Annotated in this window: 22 protein-coding genes; 11 read left to right on the top strand and 11 right to left on the bottom strand. The window is 40.5% G+C overall.

Annotation, left to right across the window (positions count from 1 at the left end):
- Positions 1–184 precede the first annotated feature (184 nt).
- The 4 genes from PQ578_RS10920 to PQ578_RS10905 all read right to left on the bottom strand — a co-directional run bounded on the left by PQ578_RS10920 (position 185) and on the right by PQ578_RS10905 (position 3,458).
- Positions 185–808 (bottom strand): TetR/AcrR family transcriptional regulator, encoded by a 624-nt coding sequence (locus PQ578_RS10920; RefSeq protein WP_273834331.1) that lies wholly within the window; start codon positions 806–808, stop codon positions 185–187.
- On the bottom strand, positions 753–2,024 hold the full coding sequence (locus PQ578_RS10915) for an MFS transporter (RefSeq protein WP_273834330.1): 1,272 nt from the start codon (positions 2,022–2,024) through the stop codon (positions 753–755). The genes PQ578_RS10920 and PQ578_RS10915 overlap by 56 nt, the downstream gene beginning before the upstream one ends.
- Positions 2,025–2,155: 131 nt before the next feature.
- Positions 2,156–3,109, bottom strand: a complete 954-nt coding sequence (locus PQ578_RS10910) for an HAAS signaling domain-containing protein (protein WP_273834329.1) — start codon at positions 3,107–3,109, stop codon at positions 2,156–2,158.
- Complete coding sequence (locus tag PQ578_RS10905; protein ID WP_273834328.1) at positions 3,096–3,458, bottom strand: PadR family transcriptional regulator; 363 nt, start codon at positions 3,456–3,458, stop codon at positions 3,096–3,098. The genes PQ578_RS10910 and PQ578_RS10905 overlap by 14 nt, the downstream gene beginning before the upstream one ends.
- A gap of 184 nt (positions 3,459–3,642) precedes the next feature.
- Here PQ578_RS10905 and PQ578_RS10900 point away from each other — a divergent pair, with 184 nt between their 5' ends.
- Complete coding sequence (locus tag PQ578_RS10900) at positions 3,643–5,808, top strand: PAS domain-containing protein (RefSeq protein ID WP_273834327.1); 2,166 nt, start codon at positions 3,643–3,645, stop codon at positions 5,806–5,808.
- Here the strand turns inward: PQ578_RS10900 and PQ578_RS10895 are convergent.
- Entirely contained in the window at positions 5,797–6,636 is an 840-nt protein-coding gene (locus tag PQ578_RS10895) for a LysR family transcriptional regulator (protein ID WP_273834326.1), read from the bottom strand. The two genes, PQ578_RS10900 and PQ578_RS10895, sit on opposite strands and share 12 nt — an antisense overlap.
- 140 nt (positions 6,637–6,776) lie before the next feature.
- Here PQ578_RS10895 and PQ578_RS10890 point away from each other — a divergent pair, with 140 nt between their 5' ends.
- From PQ578_RS10890 to PQ578_RS10880, 3 genes are all read left to right on the top strand, one after another.
- The gene (locus PQ578_RS10890) at positions 6,777–7,127 is read left to right on the top strand and encodes a DMT family transporter (RefSeq protein ID WP_273834325.1); all 351 of its coding nucleotides are present in this window, start codon (positions 6,777–6,779) and stop codon (positions 7,125–7,127) included.
- Positions 7,124–7,420 carry a DMT family transporter gene (locus tag PQ578_RS10885; RefSeq protein WP_273834324.1) on the top strand — a complete coding sequence of 99 codons (297 nt, stop codon included), beginning with the start codon at positions 7,124–7,126 and terminating at the stop codon, positions 7,418–7,420. The genes PQ578_RS10890 and PQ578_RS10885 overlap by 4 nt, the downstream gene beginning before the upstream one ends.
- 63 nt (positions 7,421–7,483) lie before the next feature.
- Positions 7,484–7,888, top strand: a complete 405-nt coding sequence (locus PQ578_RS10880; RefSeq protein WP_273834323.1) for a hypothetical protein — start codon at positions 7,484–7,486, stop codon at positions 7,886–7,888.
- A 53-nt stretch (positions 7,889–7,941) separates the two neighbouring features.
- Here the strand turns inward: PQ578_RS10880 and PQ578_RS10875 are convergent, their stop codons facing one another.
- The 3 genes from PQ578_RS10875 to PQ578_RS10865 form a co-directional block, all read right to left on the bottom strand.
- Positions 7,942–8,463: a GNAT family N-acetyltransferase gene (locus PQ578_RS10875; protein WP_273834322.1), complete on the bottom strand. Its 522-nt coding sequence runs from the start codon at positions 8,461–8,463 to the stop codon at positions 7,942–7,944.
- A 133-nt stretch (positions 8,464–8,596) separates the two neighbouring features.
- Positions 8,597–8,812, bottom strand: a complete 216-nt coding sequence (locus tag PQ578_RS10870) for a hypothetical protein (protein ID WP_273834321.1) — start codon at positions 8,810–8,812, stop codon at positions 8,597–8,599.
- A gap of 48 nt (positions 8,813–8,860) precedes the next feature.
- A complete protein-coding gene (locus tag PQ578_RS10865) occupies positions 8,861–9,043 on the bottom strand; it encodes a hypothetical protein (protein ID WP_098442841.1) in 183 nt (60 codons plus the stop codon).
- Between the two features lie 347 nt (positions 9,044–9,390).
- Between PQ578_RS10865 and PQ578_RS10860 the strand changes: the two genes are divergently transcribed.
- The 7 genes from PQ578_RS10860 (at position 9,391) to PQ578_RS10830 (ending at position 13,322) form a co-directional block, all read left to right on the top strand.
- Positions 9,391–10,059 (top strand): type 1 glutamine amidotransferase domain-containing protein, encoded by a 669-nt coding sequence (locus PQ578_RS10860; RefSeq protein ID WP_273834320.1) that lies wholly within the window; start codon positions 9,391–9,393, stop codon positions 10,057–10,059.
- 68 nt (positions 10,060–10,127) lie between these two features.
- A complete protein-coding gene (locus tag PQ578_RS10855; RefSeq protein WP_337958018.1) occupies positions 10,128–10,409 on the top strand; it encodes a putative quinol monooxygenase in 282 nt (93 codons plus the stop codon).
- 36 nt (positions 10,410–10,445) lie between these two features.
- Positions 10,446–11,309 carry a LysR family transcriptional regulator gene (locus PQ578_RS10850; protein WP_273834319.1) on the top strand — a complete coding sequence of 288 codons (864 nt, stop codon included), beginning with the start codon at positions 10,446–10,448 and terminating at the stop codon, positions 11,307–11,309.
- Between the two features lie 142 nt (positions 11,310–11,451).
- Positions 11,452–11,802 carry a hypothetical protein gene (locus tag PQ578_RS10845; protein ID WP_273834318.1) on the top strand — a complete coding sequence of 117 codons (351 nt, stop codon included), beginning with the start codon at positions 11,452–11,454 and terminating at the stop codon, positions 11,800–11,802.
- Between the two features lie 197 nt (positions 11,803–11,999).
- Positions 12,000–12,284: a hypothetical protein gene (locus tag PQ578_RS10840; RefSeq protein ID WP_273834316.1), complete on the top strand. Its 285-nt coding sequence runs from the start codon at positions 12,000–12,002 to the stop codon at positions 12,282–12,284.
- A gap of 6 nt (positions 12,285–12,290) precedes the next feature.
- Positions 12,291–12,533: a hypothetical protein gene (locus PQ578_RS10835; RefSeq protein WP_273834314.1), complete on the top strand. Its 243-nt coding sequence runs from the start codon at positions 12,291–12,293 to the stop codon at positions 12,531–12,533.
- Between the two features lie 252 nt (positions 12,534–12,785).
- The gene (locus PQ578_RS10830; RefSeq protein ID WP_273834313.1) at positions 12,786–13,322 is read left to right on the top strand and encodes a hypothetical protein; all 537 of its coding nucleotides are present in this window, start codon (positions 12,786–12,788) and stop codon (positions 13,320–13,322) included.
- A gap of 27 nt (positions 13,323–13,349) precedes the next feature.
- Here PQ578_RS10830 and PQ578_RS10825 read toward each other — a convergent pair whose 3' ends face one another.
- The 3 genes from PQ578_RS10825 to PQ578_RS10815 all read right to left on the bottom strand — a co-directional run bounded on the left by PQ578_RS10825 (position 13,350) and on the right by PQ578_RS10815 (position 15,802).
- Positions 13,350–14,177, bottom strand: a complete 828-nt coding sequence (locus PQ578_RS10825) for a DUF2785 domain-containing protein (RefSeq protein ID WP_273834311.1) — start codon at positions 14,175–14,177, stop codon at positions 13,350–13,352.
- Positions 14,178–14,238: 61 nt separating this feature from the next.
- Entirely contained in the window at positions 14,239–14,508 is a 270-nt protein-coding gene (locus PQ578_RS10820; RefSeq protein WP_273834310.1) for a hypothetical protein, read from the bottom strand.
- A 208-nt stretch (positions 14,509–14,716) separates the two neighbouring features.
- Complete coding sequence (locus PQ578_RS10815; protein WP_273834309.1) at positions 14,717–15,802, bottom strand: hypothetical protein; 1,086 nt, start codon at positions 15,800–15,802, stop codon at positions 14,717–14,719.
- Between the last annotated feature and the right edge of the window lie 4 nt (positions 15,803–15,806).

The raw sequence follows: 15,806 nt of genomic DNA, 5'->3' as shown, positions 1-15,806 counted from the left end.
TTTATTATAGGAATTATTATTTCATAAATCAATGAAAACGTTTAAAAAAATTTTCTGAAGAAGTGACCTTCTCCTAATTTCCAAGTTAAAAAAATCGCAAAAACCCTTTTATATCAAGGTTTATAAGCATGAAAAAAAGAATCACAAAATCTGCGATTCTTTCAAAATTTATTTTTTTAGTTAATTAGTTTTCTTCAATTCCAAGCGCCATTTTTAAATATTCGACAAATAGAAGTGACTGCTCTTTCAATTGAATTTCCTCTGCAGGTAAAATCGCATGATCGAGGGCAAGCCCATCAACAAAAGATACAATCGACTTTGCAATGATTCTACTATCGTACTTTTGACTAAATTCTCCACATTCCTGTCCCGCTTTAATTAATTCCTCGTACACCTGTAACCCAAGGTGATAGCGATTCAAGCCATACTGACGTCTCCGTTCATCGTTTCGACCTGTAATAAAAAATTCCAGATTACTAGGCGCTAACGGATCCATGCGGTCGTCTGGCTCCATGCTTTCACCAAACATGCGCTTCATTAGGAGCGGCCAGTAGGAATCAACTTTTTTCTCAAGCAATTGCTCATTATCATCCACTGCTTTTTCCAGACCCTCTTCAAGGATCGCCTCATACAAATCTTCCTTGTTTAAAAAGTATTGATACAATCCCCCACGACTAACCTGAGCTGCCTCCATCACATGTTTCATCGTTGTGCGTTCGTAACCCTTCTCGATAAAAACCTGCTTCGCTGCTTTAAGTATGCTCGCTCGTCGCTTTTCCATGTGTTCCTTGCTGACTTTCGGAGACATCTCTCTTCCTCCACTTCTGTTTGCTTTTTGTAAATAATCCGGTCACTGATAGAAGAACAAGCAATGACGCAGTAATCAAAAATGTTGGGATTACACCAATTATCGTCGATAGCCAACCTCCTAATAACGGGCCGATTATTGTCGCTGTCGTCGTCACACTATTAATGACGCCGAAGACTCTTCCCGTCATATGAACTGGCGTGTCTACCTGGACATTAGCCTGAAAAGGTACAAAAACGAAGCTTACTGAAAATCCTGCTAAAATCCCAAATAACGGACCCCAAACGAGCGAATAACCCGTGTCGTAATATGTTAGTACTGCCATCATACCAAAGCTTAATCCAATCCCACAAACGCCTAACATCATGAAAGAAAACGCCTTGTAGTCTGTCTTTTTTGCTAAAAACATACCAGACAAGAACATTCCAATTCCGGATGATGCTACTAAATAACCAAACAAATCAGGTGAGACTTGCGTTAATTCTCTTAACAGCACAATGAGCTGCGAATCCGAAAGCTGGACAATCATTAAACTTATCCCGAGAAAAAAGAGTCCGATGAGTAGCTGTACATTCGCTTTTACATACGTAACGCCCTGGGAAAACTCTTTTTTGAACGAAGACTTGCCAGCTGCTTCAGAAATTTTGTTTGCAGCGAGGGCATTGGGCAGAAATACGATTAAAACGGCCGATACAAGAAACGTTCCCGAGTCGATCATAAACACGAGCTTCGATCCTAAAGCCGCAACCAGAATACCACTGAGTAATGGACCAAGCACCTTCGTACTTGAATCGATCATCGATGTAATAGCCATGGCGCTTTTCATATCGGAATCCGTTACAAGCTCCTTAAGCTTTCCATTCTTTGCGGGAATAAAGATAGCGGAAAAAGCGCCTATAGTAAATAAACAAATATACACGACAAGAAGCGAATCCGCTACCGTTAATACGAGAATCAGCCCTGCCCGAACAAGATCAGAGGTAATCATGAGCCCTTTCCGGCTAATGCGATCAGCTAACGTTCCAGCAACAGGACCCAATAACGCCATTGGAAGGGCTAAGCACAAAATGATGAATGACACCTCCATCGGAGAGGCATTCCACTTTAATCCGACGAGGGTAATAACCGCAACAATACTTAGCCAGTCCCCGATACTTGAAACCGTCTGAGCTATCATTAACGTGACATATCCTTTGTTTTTCACTAATGAGTTCATAACGCCAGCCCCTTTATCGACACTAATGTCGTTTTATTAATTTCATTATAACGACATCAGTGTCGATATTCAACTGTTTTTCTAAATATAAAAAAAGAAGACTGCTCTCACGGCAATCTTCTTTTGCTAACTCACAATTTCGCTTTCCAAAATCCCTTTATCATATCAATCCCCGCACTAATGACAAAAAAGAGTCCGATTGCTGCTAACAAAACATTTTGAGCCGTTCCAGACAAGGATAATAACTTCGTAAAACCATCATGAATGAGACGATCGTCTAAAAGCATGATCACAATCACAGCGGTTGCGAAGACATGATGAACTGCGTTCGCAATGGCTAACCGTTTCGTCCAATAGCCAACAAGTATTTTGTACAGCGCAAGCAACACCGCTGTTAGAAGAGCTAGACTAACAAGCGGCCAATAAGAGAGCAGCACCTCATTGTTAAAGAAAGGCACATCGATTTCGCCATTTCTTATGATGCCAAGCAAGTGCTCAGCATTATAATATAGCGTTGCCCACACCGCTGCAAAGAGAAGATCACTAAACAGTTCAAACTTTGAAATTTTCTTTTTCTTCGGCGGAGTGGTAACTTTCGTTAATTCATCTGCAGACCACTTATGACTACTATCTGTCACCTTCAAATTGGTTCGCTCTAAGACAACAAAAACCAGCGTAATCCAGAATAGCGTTTGGATGAAGGTATTCCATAAACCACTAATGGCATCTCCAAGTAAATGAAAGAAAACAGCTCCTATCGTTTCAGTCCCATTGTAATCTATAACATTCGCTGTCATAAACAAGATAAAGGTGACGGTCAAAGCGATTGGCATCACAGTTTTTAATAATTTTACATAATGCTCGAAATATTGTGGACCGATTAAATACATTGGCCATTCTCGGAATCCGTTTGCCATCTGTACCGGGCTTCCAAGTTCATTAAGAACGCTTTTCACATCTTCTTCCGTTGGACTATCTGGCAACATATCCCCGATTGTCGAGCGCAGCTCAAGGGCAATGTCGTCTCGACTGGATTCAGGAAGCCTTCTCGTCACTTCTCCAATGTAAATCTCAATCAGATTCACGCTCTTCCTCTCCTTTCAATAATGTCCCTAACTCGCTTGACGTTTTTTCCCACTCCGCCTTTAGCTGCTCGAAAATGTCACGACCATACTCACTTAAAACGTAATACTTACGTGGTCTACTTTCTGTCGTATCCCAACTGCTCGTCACAAGTTCCTGCTTTTCTAATCTGCGAAGAAGTGGATACAGCGTGCTCTGTTCAATGGATATTCCTGACTTTTCAAGTGATTGAACAAGTGAATACCCATATTGAGGAGACCTTAATTGGCTTAGTACCGCAAGCGTTAACGTTCCTCTTCTAAGCTCCGTTATTAATGACTGTAACAGCGTCACATCTTCACCAACTTCCATACTGTATGTCGTACACCATCTATACTATGTATCATACAGTATTATGTGTGAGACAACAATATGATTTTCTCAATAATCGCGAAAGAGGCAGGGGGTCAGGTACGAACCTGACCCCCCTGCCCATTCCCCCTTATTCATTTGTTATAATAGATTGATAGCTAATGAGATGTGGAGGGTACCCCTAATGATGACAGCTTCCTTTTTTGCTCATTACGATGCCATTCCCTTGTCCCTCTTTATTTTGGATAGGAACGGTCGCATTGCCCATCGTAATGAATATGCCATTTCAAGATTTTCATCCTATGAACAGATGGATTTCATACAATCCTATGAAAGCATATTAAGGATAAAAGAGAACGAACTAACCCCCTACATAAATAAAGCATTGACCGTGAAGCTGGGAGAGTATATTTCCATTCCTCTCCCTCATTCAAACGAAATGATTCGGCTCTCCCCGATTAACGACGAACTGATTACGTTCATCATTGTAGAAGATAAGGAGGCGATTTATAAAAAAGGCCAGCAGAAAGATATCGAAACTCCCTTTAATGAAAAGTCGGAAGAGCTTCAGCAGCAAATTCATTCTTTAATTGATGAGAATCCAGACGGCATCGCTTTTATTGATGAACGCCTTCACCTTACGCTCATCAATCGATCACTTCATCACATGCTCGGTTATTCTCTTGATGACTTACGTAATGCTCCAATAGCAGTGGTTGACGAGCAAACCATTCAAACGATCGGAAGACACTTTGAATTAGCACTCCACGGTGATCAGCGTCCATATGAAATTGAAGCGAGCGATGTCCACGGAAATTGCGTGCATCTTCTCATCAAAACCATCCCCATTCATACGAACGGACAATTTCGGGGTGCTTATAAAATTGTTAAAGACATGACTGAATTTAAAAATGCTCAACTTGATGCACTCGATCAGGCGGAACAATTACGCTCACTCATTGATTCCATTCCTGAATTTATTATTTTCAAAGATGAGAACGGGAAAATCATTGAAATGAATGCATACGCTAAACGAATTTTTGGAATTGAGGAAGGAAAATACAAAGGGAGAACGTGCGAAGAATTAAATTGTAGCAGCATTGATGCCTATCATTTACTGAAAAACAACGCCAAAACAGACAATATAGCGTGGAATGAAAAAACAAAAGTAGAGTACGAATATGAACTTGGGCTTGCAAATGGGGACATAGGGACATTCGAAATCATTAAAGCCCCAACCTTCCATCCGAATGGTGAGCGAAAATACCTTATTGCAATTGGCCGGGATATTTCAGAACGACGGGAAGTGGAAAAAGAGCTCATCAAAAGCCAGGAGCTCATTGAATCAATTTTCACCACAAACGCTGATGCGATTTCCGTTAGTAACCTGGACAAAGAAATCATTCAGGTGAACCCAGCCTTTAAGAAACTTTACGGTTACAACGATGGGGATATGATTACCCATTTACATGACATCTATCCTGATCAAAATAAACAAGAAGCAAACCGCATCATCAAAGCCGTGCTTGATGGTGAAGGAGTAGTTGATTTTGAAACGGTAAGAGTAAAAAAAGATGGCACACAGATCGATGTTAGCGTCACCTACTCCCCCATTAAAGATCACGAAGGAAACGTTACAGCGATGTCCGCCATTACCCGAGATATTCGCGACCGTAAAAAAACCGAAGAACTTCTTCTTCGTTCAGAAAAACTTTCTGCAATCGGCCAGTTAGCAGCAGCCGTCGCTCATGAAGTGCGCAACCCATTAACATCTGTCAAAGGCTTTATTCAGCTCTACAAGGATCGCATTAACGAGGAAATTCTTGAGCTAATGCTTTCTGAAATGGATCGTATCGAAGGAATTATTAACGAGTTTCTCTCACTTGCGAGACCGCAGGCTGTTACGTATCAGCAAATTGATATTATGGCACTAACGCGGAACGTCGTTTCACTTATGAATCCTGAACTTTTATTAAATAAAGTGGATGTAAGAACCGTTTTTCACACACCATCCCTTATGATGCATTGTGAAAAAAACCAGATCACTCAGGTGCTTATGAATGTGATCAAAAATGGGATTGAATCGATGCCGGATGGTGGACTGCTTTCGATCACGACCTGCAACTCCGATACGCATTTGTTTATCGAAATTGCCGATAAAGGAGTCGGGATACCAAAAGATCGTTTGGAACGACTAGGCGAACCATTTTTCTCAAACAAAGATACAGGAACCGGACTTGGCCTTGTCGTTTGTTATAAAATCATCCACGAACATCATGGCACCATTCACTTTGATAGCACTGTAGGCGTTGGCACTGTTGTAACAATCACTTTACCACTACAGCGTTAAAGCTTGAGTAAACGACTGGGATAATAGCTTAAGAAGATCAGGACTGCTCGTATGGAGATACATCTCTCTATGTAGCGGCTCTCCTTTTAGCGGAAGAAACGTGACCCCTTTTTGTTCGATCGCATCCGCCATCATTTTCGGTAAATACGCAATCCCAATTCCAAGGGAAACGAGTCCACCCATACCAAGATAATGCGTTTCTAACATGTTCCCTTCAAATAAATGCTCACTTAAAAGCCCTCTTACTTGCTCGGATAGGTAGCCGGTAGGAGGGATAATTTGCGTATAGTTGAAACATTCTTCTAGCGTTACCTCTTCCTTATCCGCTAGTGAAAGAGAGACGGGTACCGCCGCAACAAATGGTTCTGAGAAAAGAAAATTCGAATACATCCCTTCAATTTCAGGCGTATTTTGAACAACTGCCGCATCAATTTCATGCACTTTTAACAGCGGTACTAAATCAAGGCTATCCTCGCGAATGGCCGTCACATTTACATTGGAATATTGTAGTTGTTTATAAAATCCCGGTAAAAAATATGTGCTCAAAATAGGCGTTGAGCCAAAACGAATTCGATCATATTTCTTATAACGATCAACGGTTTGATTGATTTGGGAGAAAAGTGGCCTGATGTCTTCGTAAAACGCCTTCCCCTTCGTCGTTAGCTCCACACCTCTTACTGATCGGTTAAAAAGAGAAAAACCAAGTTCCTCCTCAAGCTTCTTCATTTGCTTGCTTAACGCTGGTTGTGAAACGAAGAGTGCCTTTGCTGCGCTTGTGAAGCTTCGCTCTTCAGCAATTTTAATAAAATACGTTAATTGATGAAGCATACTGCTCAACCTCCTTCACTATCGAACCTTCCCTTTATTATAACCTGAAGTTATGGATGGATCATTTTTTGATATTACCCACCTCACTCTTTTACACGTTATGCTAATCCTAGATCAGAAGCAATACTAGGAGGATGAATATGAAAAATGTTTATATATGGCTCGGAATCGCCATTCTTTTTGAAGTGATTGGCGCAACATTCATGAAATACACCGATGGTTTTAGTAACTGGGGCCCTACTGTTATCGTGATCTTAAGTTATGCCATTGCGCTCCTTTTTTATATTTTTCTCACGAAAGATTATGAACTAGGAATCATTAATGCTCTATGGTCAGGTGGGGGTACGGTCATCATTGCCATTGCTGGCATTCTCGTCTTTAAGGAGTCCACTTCGCTCATAAAATTACTAGCCATAACGCTTATAGTGATAGGGATTATTGGATTAAATACGAAGTCTCGCTATATGACAGAAGGAGGCAATGTTTCATGACCTACCTGATTCTTGCACTCACGTTTTCCATTATTGGAAGTATCGCTGTTAAATATTCTGCCGGGTTTACAAAGAAAATACCAGGCGTGGCCGCTTTCTTCCTTTTTGGACTATGCATCTACTTTTTAACGTTATCTGTCCAATCCATCGAAATCGGTCTTGCCTACGCCATATGGTCGGGCGGTTCCATCGCCGGCACAACCATTGCGGGTCTTCTCTTATTCAACGAAAAAGCGACCAGAAGAAAATTTATCTCAATCGCGCTCATTATGGTTGCCGTCGTGCTATTATAGGTCTTAAGTAGGGCGGGGTCTGGCACGTACCTGACCCCCCTATCCTAAATCGAGGTGAACTCATTGTGTAAATGCTTCATCTTACTGCCTTTCCTACTTTTACTCTTAAGCTGTCAAAATGATGAATTTCACCTTCTTGATCAAGTCACACAGATCAGCGTTATCAAAGTGAGTGACTTGTCCCCATCTCCTGACCAATATGAGCATGAAGGAAAACTCATTAATGAAATTACCTCAACGGAAACGATCGATCAGCTACGTCACACACTCGAAAAAGCAGACGTTGAGAGTACTGAAAATGCCGACCTGGATCTTCCCTCTTACAAAGTCCTTTTTCTAAACGATGATAAAGTGCTGAAAAAACTGGGCTATTATCCAAAAGATAAGCATCACGAAACCGACGCCTTTCTTTCTCTTGAAAAAGAGCGCGTCTACCATCTTTCAAGTTCTCTTCATCTTGTACCCTAAACATCAAAAATGCTGCTCAACCAAAACTCTGGCAAGCAGCACTGTTCATCATCTTACAAATACTTTTCCATTCGAATATCCGACCACATTTTTCCGTTCCAGTAAGTGAAATCTTCTAATTTTCCAATCTCTTCATAACCAAGTTTCTGATAAAGCTTATACGCGTTTGTATTAAACTCAAACACACCAAGCTCAATCCGGTTAAAGCCCTGTTGGTAAATGTGTTCTTCTAAATATTGGATCGCTTTAAAGCCAATTCCTTTGCCTCGTCCTTCAGGTTCACCGATTGTAATCCCGATCCACGCCGTTCCTGATTCTTGCTTAAAGAGGTGCGGAGGGTCTACCATGTAATTCATTTCACCGATCATTTCGTGATTCACAAAAATCTGAAAAATTTGCTGATATTCCAGGCGATCCCTTACCCCTTCAAGGGTAATGGTTTTGCGTTGATCTAATTCCTCTTGACTTTTATTTGGACGAATAAGCGGTATCAATTCCCGATCATTTTCCCAACGATTCAGGACTTCCACAAATTGAGCAGTTGGTTTTGTTAATTGGACAATCTCCGTCTTCACATGGTGCTCCCTTCAGTATGGAAAGTCTATCTCTCTCTCAACCTTATGTATATTTTTTTAATGAACTCTCTCCATTCTACCACTTACGCTCCAATAGTTCTGTTTTCTTTTTTTGAAAGGCTTACTCATAGCCCTAGAAGGTAAAAAGCACAGCGAAAATAATCAAGGCAGAAACGCAAAACGTTAGTTTCGCTGATCTTCTTTGACCGCGATCCTCAAAACCCGTTACCGTCATGAAAAGACCAAGCGAAAGGAGCATCAATGGCAATAGAAAGATGCTTCCAGTTAAAACAGCTACCGCAAATCCGCCTGTCATAATGCCGCAACTTATGCGTAATGCTTTAAGCAATTGGATCACCTCAATTCAACTCGTTCACTCCTGAGATGAAGATGACAGCTATTCACCACCGCCCCCTCCGCAGCCACCACCATCTCCGCTATCACAACCTGAACTATGATGACTTCCACTATAATAGCTTGAATGATCCGTTCCACCGCTACGATGATTCAAGGATTTTGATTTTGCCGACCCAAGAGCAATAAATAAAATAACTAGAAAAATCACAAAGAATGCTTCCATGTCCATCCCTCCCTTTTTATAGTATATACGCTTCACCCTCCCATTAAGTTTCAACTATTCCAATCGTTTCCTTCATTGAAAAGATGCCGACATACACTAAGCAATGGATCTTCATCGGAACCCCCCCCTCAAACCACAGAGTTGAAATTCCAATTTGCTCATACGCTAGCTCCTCCTTCTTTCTTGAAAAACTCGATAAAAAGCATTAATGTGCCACTCGCTTTTCGAAATTTTACATATAAATATATTTATACATAATTAACAATTTACTAATTTGTATTATACGAAAACTCGTTCTACAATAAGACTCGTAAGACAATATCACCATTCTTAGGAGGAAAACAATAATGAATAAACATATACTAATGGTCGTAACAACGGCTGACAAAATGAACAACGAACTGGATACAGGACTTTGGCTTTCTGAATTCGGTGAAGCGTATGTCGAATTTTCAAATCAAGGCTATGAAATCACCGTAGCTAGTCCAAAAGGTGGTAAAGCGCCAGTTGATGACCGCAGCCTTGAAGGTGGAGAAACACCACAGGAAATTTTGGATACAGCGAAATACCTTGAAAACACATTAAAGTTGGATGAAGTAAAAGACATCTCGAAATTCGATGCAATCTTCATGCCAGGTGGTCATGGTACAATGTTTGACCTTCCAGAAAACGTGAAGCTTCATGAAGTGGTTCGTGATATGTATGAAGCAGATAAACTTGTTGCGGCTGTCTGCCACGGTCCAGCTGGACTTGTCGGCGTAACACTATCTGACGGTACGCCACTAGTAAAGAACCAAACCGTTACTGGCTTTACAGATGAAGAAGAACGTGCAACAACGCTTGATCAGTATATGCCTTTTCTTCTTGAAACACGCTTACGTGAACTTGGTGCAAACTTTGTAGGCGCAGACAATTGGGCAGATCACGTTCAAGTTTCAGGGAAGCTTGTTACTGGACAAAACCCACAATCAACAATCAGTGTTGCGAAAGAAGTTATCGCTCAGCTCGATAAATAAACAGAAGGATTGGAGCCTGCAAGCCGTTTACCGGCTTGCAGGTTTTTAGATAGAAGGGAGAAATCAGCATGATTACCCTTAATGCCATCTTGAAAGCAAGAGCAGGAAAAGAAGAAGCGCTTTATCAAAAGTTAACTAATGTGATCGAGCCATCTCGACGAGAAAACGGATGCGTTGCCTATACGCTCCATCGCTCACTAGATGACAATTCTGTATTTGTTTTTTATGAAACGTGGAAAGACAATGAAGCGTTACAAGCTCACATCGCTTCTCCTCATTTTCAGGCATATCGCGATGCCACTCAGGATCTGGTAGAATCAAGGGAAGTATACAAACTGAAGAAGGTTTAGGAAAATCGTTTTTTCACTATTAAAGGATGTTGAACAATGATTGATTTTGAATGGTACCGCAGTTTTATTAGCATTTATAAGCATGGATCTGTTTCCGCTGCGGCTAAAGCGAGATTCCTCACCCAGCCTGCCATGAGTCAGCATCTATCCGCTTTAGAAGCAGAAGTTGGTGAACCCTTGTTTACCCGTGCGCCTAGAAAAATGATTCCATCAAACAAAGGAAAAGAGCTGTACACGAAGCTCGTTCCACTTATCGAGAACTTAGAAAGTGCTACACACGAGATTAGGCACAGGGCTTCAAAGGATTCGTTTTCTCCCGTTTTAAAAATCGGGAGTCCGATTGAGTATTTCACAGGTCGTTTGCTACAAAAAATTCAACATGTGGATGTACGGTTAATTACTCAGTTCGGTACGGCCTCAACTCTTTTAGAAGATCTCATACAAGAAGAAGTCGACCTGATTTTCACACCTAAAAAGCAGCCGGTTGCTGGGATAGAGTATGTAAAACTTGAGGAAGAAACGTTTGTGTTAACCGCTCAGAAAGGCGCTCTCGAACAAGCCTCATCATTGGAGGAAATCGAGAACTTACTGAAGCAGCAGAAATGGTTAAGCTACGGTTTGGATCTTCCTATTATTCGTCGTTACTGGCGCGAGCATTTAAAAAAGCGTCCGGATATCCAAGCACATCACATTATTCCCAACCTACAGTCGATTTTAAGAGCCGTTGAATTAGGCCTTGGCGTAAGTATTCTGCCTACCTACTTGATTGAAGAGTCGATAAAAGAAGGGAAATCTGAAATACTCTTCCCCCACCTTTCCGTTAACAATACACTATATGCTGCATATCGAATTGATCACAAAGGCGATCCAGTGATCAAAGAGATTGTAGATAAATGGTAAAAGCACCGTCATTCCTCTTGTTGGATGGCGGTATTTTTTTATTTCTAAATCCCCTGAGCGTTTCTCAGAATTTTAGCCGTTTTTAACGTTCACTTTAAGGGAAAGAGTATGTTATTAAACGAGACCTGTAGGAGGAGAAACAATGAATAACGAACCAAAAGCAAGCTACCATATGACGGATTTCAATGATTTTCACGAGATCTGCATAGAGAATGGAGAGCTTAATTTCCCTGAATATGTAAAAATTATGCAAGATTACCTTTTAAGCCAACCGAGAGAAACGATGGTGTTTCAGGAGTGTTGGATTGAAGATAAAGAAGCGGAAATTGGAGAGGTCAGAACAGTTCAAGTCAATTTCCTAGATCACAAAACAGAGAACTACATCCGCCTCTGGGGTGCTAAAAAGAATGACACTAACGAGGTTATTAAAATGAAGGTAGATGCGATCGACATCGAAACGAAAGAAGTTGTTTATGAACGCGAGCTAGCTTAAACAGAGTGAACATTTCACACCATTAGAAAAGAGCGGCGCAGACACTTTGCTGCTCTTTTTAGTTTATCTATAAGCTGTGATCTCGGTCTCTATCGATAGTTAATAGCGTGATAACTGTTTTAATGAACAAAAATCACCCGTAAATCTGAAACTTTTTTCCAACGCTCTCGTAGTACATAACAGAGAGGACGTTACATATGAAACAGAAATTCACATCCGTTTTATTCGGATTTATCCTCATTCTTGCTGGTTGTAGTGGGCAAGCTGAAACATCTACGGAAAATCAGTTGGACTCTTTGAAAGAAAATTATCCAGAGGTGAAGACGGCACTTGAGAAACTTCCAGAAGAATTCAGAAGTGAAGTTACCGTCCCCGACATGGAGACGATCCCATTGGAAGTGAGTGATGTCGAAGCGGTCGCAGAAACAAAATTTGAACAATTTGGAATCGATGTTTCTTACGCAGAAGATGAAAAGCGGTAGAATGTAATGGTTAAAGATCAGAAGGGAATTGTCTCTTCTATTGAGGAAACAAATCAGGAGCTTGATCATGACATGAAAGGATTCTACTCGGAAGCTGAAGATGGTCACCTGTTAACGATGACGTGGGTAAGTCAGAACGAAAACGCCCTTTATAATGTGGTTGGATTCACTCCATCAGGAGAAGCGTCGGCATTCACAAAAGAAGACATGGTAGACATAGCGAACTCGATTATTCAGCAGCGAGAGTAACAAGCTGTTGACTTTATTTTTCAAATCGTTAAGGAGGTGTAGAAAATGGGATTGTTCATTGCCATTCTCACAATCATATCTTCTGCAGGCTTCCTCTATTATATGGGGAAATCGGGCTATTCGTGGAGAATGGATGAAGATGACGAGCATTGAAAGTAGGTATAGCGTAGCGGGGGTCAGGTACGCACCTGACCCCCGCTACGCTAAAGCAATGAAAAGCAAGTATTAAAGAAAAAGAGGAAGGTGAATAGAATGCTTAAGAAAAATAGCTTTGTACTCATTATTTCGATTTTGCTTTTTATTCTAATCATCTCAATTTCTGAGACGGCACCCTTTCTAAAAATACTTCTGTCTCTTCTAGCGGTCGCATTTTTATTCCCTGCCTTTAGAAAACATGTTTTTCAAAATAAAATGAGGAAACTTAAAGTCGCTCTCCTTACATCGATGACCTTTTCAATCGGACTCTTTTTCTCTTCGCTTCCAATGGCAGGTATGGAGGCATTCTCGTTCATTACCGTCATGTCCTTTATCGTTGTTTTACTCTATAGCTTGCTTGGAAATCTATTATACGGACTACCCGTCTCTATTTTGGCTGAGTATCTTTCCGTAAAAACGAGTCGTTTCCGAATATTTCTTTCCGCTTTCATTCATCTAGGATTTGGCTTCGCAACCTTTTTCGTTGCACCAGCCTTTTTTCTATGGGCGAGTATTTGCTCTGTCCTATTCTTTATCTGGGATGAGGTGACGAGGCGAAGCTATATGAAAAGAGGACACGAGATGTCGATCTAATTTACGGGGAAGTTTCTTATTTAACAGTCACCCATAAATCTTCCTCGTCCATCTCTCCACAACTTTTTCAATCATAAACCTCACTTCAAAAAAATCCTCTTTCATAATTAACCTGAAATAACAGCTTTTCATAAAACTTAGCACATTTCCTTTTATATGGAAGAAATCAACGCTATATCCGTTCTGCTGAAACAGCCCTTCTAACTCTGTTGAGAGCAACTCAATCCATTTACTAAATTTCTCCTCACTCAACCCCTGATCCAAAAGGCCCTCGATCGCAAACAATAGTCGTTCATCTTCATCATCTACATACGTTGTGGCTTTTTTAAAAAGACACGCCCGTATCACTTCAAGACATTCATCTATTTTTTCGATTTCAAAAACCGGATGCCTAATAACTTCAGTCAGTGCATCCGCCCCATGTGCGATACTATGCGCCCAACCTTTTGTCTCAACATACCCTCGCGTATCTTGCTCTTCTCGTAAATACTTAAAACATTTAGCCGTTGCAACTTCCATTCGATCTTCTTTAAGAAATCCCTCTTCACGATCTTTTTCTAAAATGAGCGCAACGACCAGAACCGAGAAAGAACGTGTAAAAACCGAATCTGTGCCTCTTTCACCAATACGATAGAAAAGGTGTTCATCATCAAGGCATGTGTTTAATAGATATGTAAGCTGTTCCTTCGTTAAAAAATCTTCTATAACTAGCTTTCCAAATGTTGTATAGATGAGATCGTCCCTTAAGACAGGATCGGTACTCCCAATCTGGTGAAGCATGTGAATAAGCAGATCATCCAGATCTCCTTGAAACTTATTTCGATTAAGTTCTTCTAGTGCTTGTTTTAATTCCAATTGGTCGCCTCCTAGTCTAGCTAAAAAACAATAAAAAGCCGCGTATTAACGCAGCCCTACTTCAGAATAAATAGAAATAAAACGTGAAGCCTGCGAATAATATCATCGAAGCGATCGCTCTCGTCCATCGATACTTAGCACTTAATCCTGCTTTCTTTTCCAAAAATTCAATATAGAACAGGATGAAGAAAAAACCCATTAACATCCAAAATGCTCCCGCTTCATCACCAACTACGAGCTGCAACCGTAAAAACCCAGCCCCGATCACAACAGGTCCTATGATTCCAACAACTAAATAAACTAACCTTATAAAGTTACGCTCATTCTTCACGTGTATATCCCCAAGCAATAAGGGATAGCAAACCACCGCCGATCATAATCCAAAACGCTGCATCTTCCATTGAAACACACCTCCAGTCAGATACGTGTAGGCTAACTACTTCTAGTTTACTTTCTTTCAAACCTTCAATTCATAGGAAAACTAGTTTCACCACAACCGGCATAGGGGTCAGCTTCGTGCCTGACCCCTCGCTCACCTTCTATCTCATTTTACTCAATAAAAACCCTCTCACTTCCGATAAATCGCCTGATTGAAAGACTGCGTTTCTCGGATCAAAGAAAACACGATCCTCTACTTTTTCATACTCTTCCTCAGGGATTCCTTTGAAGAAGTACTTCCAACGCTTAGTTCTGACCATCTTCTTTATTTCTTCATCAATCTGCGCCTGATCTGCATTCATTACAACAAGACAAAAAGGTTTCCCATTTTCTTCGTTATGAAAATCTTCTTTATCTAAGGTCAACGAAGTTTCCTTTTTGACTGAAGAAACATTTGAAAATTCTCCTAATTCATCTGTTAAAACCTTCATCTCTTCGTGGGTTAAGTTACCTTTTTTTATAACCACAACATTATAGTCTTCCTTTATTGCCTTTCTCTCTTTCTTCAATACCTCATAGTGAGGAAAAGCCTTCCTAACGAGGTCCTGATTGTTTTTAATAAAATGATACTTATGGAAACTTCCGATCATGAACAAAGTAATAAAAGATATGAAACCTAATAGAACGATAAGTAGATATGCATTTTGTACTTTCAAAAAACTCATAGAATCCAAAAGCTGAGGCATGCCAATGACGATGGCTGCGGATATGACGATTTCAAACCCACTTAAGTGTTGCCGATCCGTTCGCTTACGCTTATATTTACCTTTCTTCACGTAATAACGTGTAAAAAAATAAAAGAAAGTGATCATAAAAATAAAACTAACTAGTCCAATCCAAAAGAACAAATTCCCATTAGCACCTAAATTAACATAAATAAATTTTTCAATACCTAACCAATACAAATAGCTGCTTACAATGGATAGACACCCTAGTAAAAGATCATAAGAACTTGCTAGTTTATAAGGTGCCAGAACATAAGCTAGCATCCATAGGTTAATGGCAATGGCAGGTAAAAGGGCAGCTAAAAAAAATGGTTGAGAGAATGGGCCTACCATATAAGGAAAGAACCCCATGATATCCACAAAAAATATAACCATGAAAAAGATAGAAAATTGATTTTCCTTTGGAGTTGTTATTCTTAAATACGCTAACGCCTCGTTATCCGAAGCTATGGGTTTTCCCATGCAC

This window comes from Guptibacillus sedimenti, from assembly GCF_028610665.1.
In the GTDB taxonomy this organism is placed as follows: domain Bacteria; phylum Bacillota; class Bacilli; order Bacillales; family Guptibacillaceae; genus Guptibacillus; species Guptibacillus sedimenti.
Note: the sequence above shows the minus strand (reverse complement) of the source record. Positions and strands in the feature narration are given on the sequence as shown.

Coding starts and splice junctions, on each gene's coding strand:
- PQ578_RS10850 (WP_273834319.1), top strand. CDS start 10,446: ATGATTGATTTTGAATGGTACCGCAGTTTTATTAGCATTTATAAGCAT.
- PQ578_RS10855 (WP_337958018.1), top strand. CDS start 10,128: ATGATTACCCTTAATGCCATCTTGAAAGCAAGAGCAGGAAAAGAAGAA.
- PQ578_RS10845 (WP_273834318.1), top strand. CDS start 11,452: ATGAATAACGAACCAAAAGCAAGCTACCATATGACGGATTTCAATGAT.
- PQ578_RS10885 (WP_273834324.1), top strand. CDS start 7,124: ATGACCTACCTGATTCTTGCACTCACGTTTTCCATTATTGGAAGTATC.
- PQ578_RS10815 (WP_273834309.1), bottom strand. CDS start 15,802: ATGGGAAAACCCATAGCTTCGGATAACGAGGCGTTAGCGTATTTAAGA.
- PQ578_RS10890 (WP_273834325.1), top strand. CDS start 6,777: ATGAAAAATGTTTATATATGGCTCGGAATCGCCATTCTTTTTGAAGTG.
- PQ578_RS10920 (WP_273834331.1), bottom strand. CDS start 808: ATGTCTCCGAAAGTCAGCAAGGAACACATGGAAAAGCGACGAGCGAGC.
- PQ578_RS10915 (WP_273834330.1), bottom strand. CDS start 2,024: ATGAACTCATTAGTGAAAAACAAAGGATATGTCACGTTAATGATAGCT.
- PQ578_RS10895 (WP_273834326.1), bottom strand. CDS start 6,636: ATGCTTCATCAATTAACGTATTTTATTAAAATTGCTGAAGAGCGAAGC.
- PQ578_RS10860 (WP_273834320.1), top strand. CDS start 9,391: ATGAATAAACATATACTAATGGTCGTAACAACGGCTGACAAAATGAAC.
- PQ578_RS10905 (WP_273834328.1), bottom strand. CDS start 3,458: ATGGAAGTTGGTGAAGATGTGACGCTGTTACAGTCATTAATAACGGAG.
- PQ578_RS10835 (WP_273834314.1), top strand. CDS start 12,291: ATGGTTAAAGATCAGAAGGGAATTGTCTCTTCTATTGAGGAAACAAAT.
- PQ578_RS10900 (WP_273834327.1), top strand. CDS start 3,643: ATGATGACAGCTTCCTTTTTTGCTCATTACGATGCCATTCCCTTGTCC.
- PQ578_RS10865 (WP_098442841.1), bottom strand. CDS start 9,043: ATGGAAGCATTCTTTGTGATTTTTCTAGTTATTTTATTTATTGCTCTT.
- PQ578_RS10830 (WP_273834313.1), top strand. CDS start 12,786: ATGCTTAAGAAAAATAGCTTTGTACTCATTATTTCGATTTTGCTTTTT.
- PQ578_RS10840 (WP_273834316.1), top strand. CDS start 12,000: ATGAAACAGAAATTCACATCCGTTTTATTCGGATTTATCCTCATTCTT.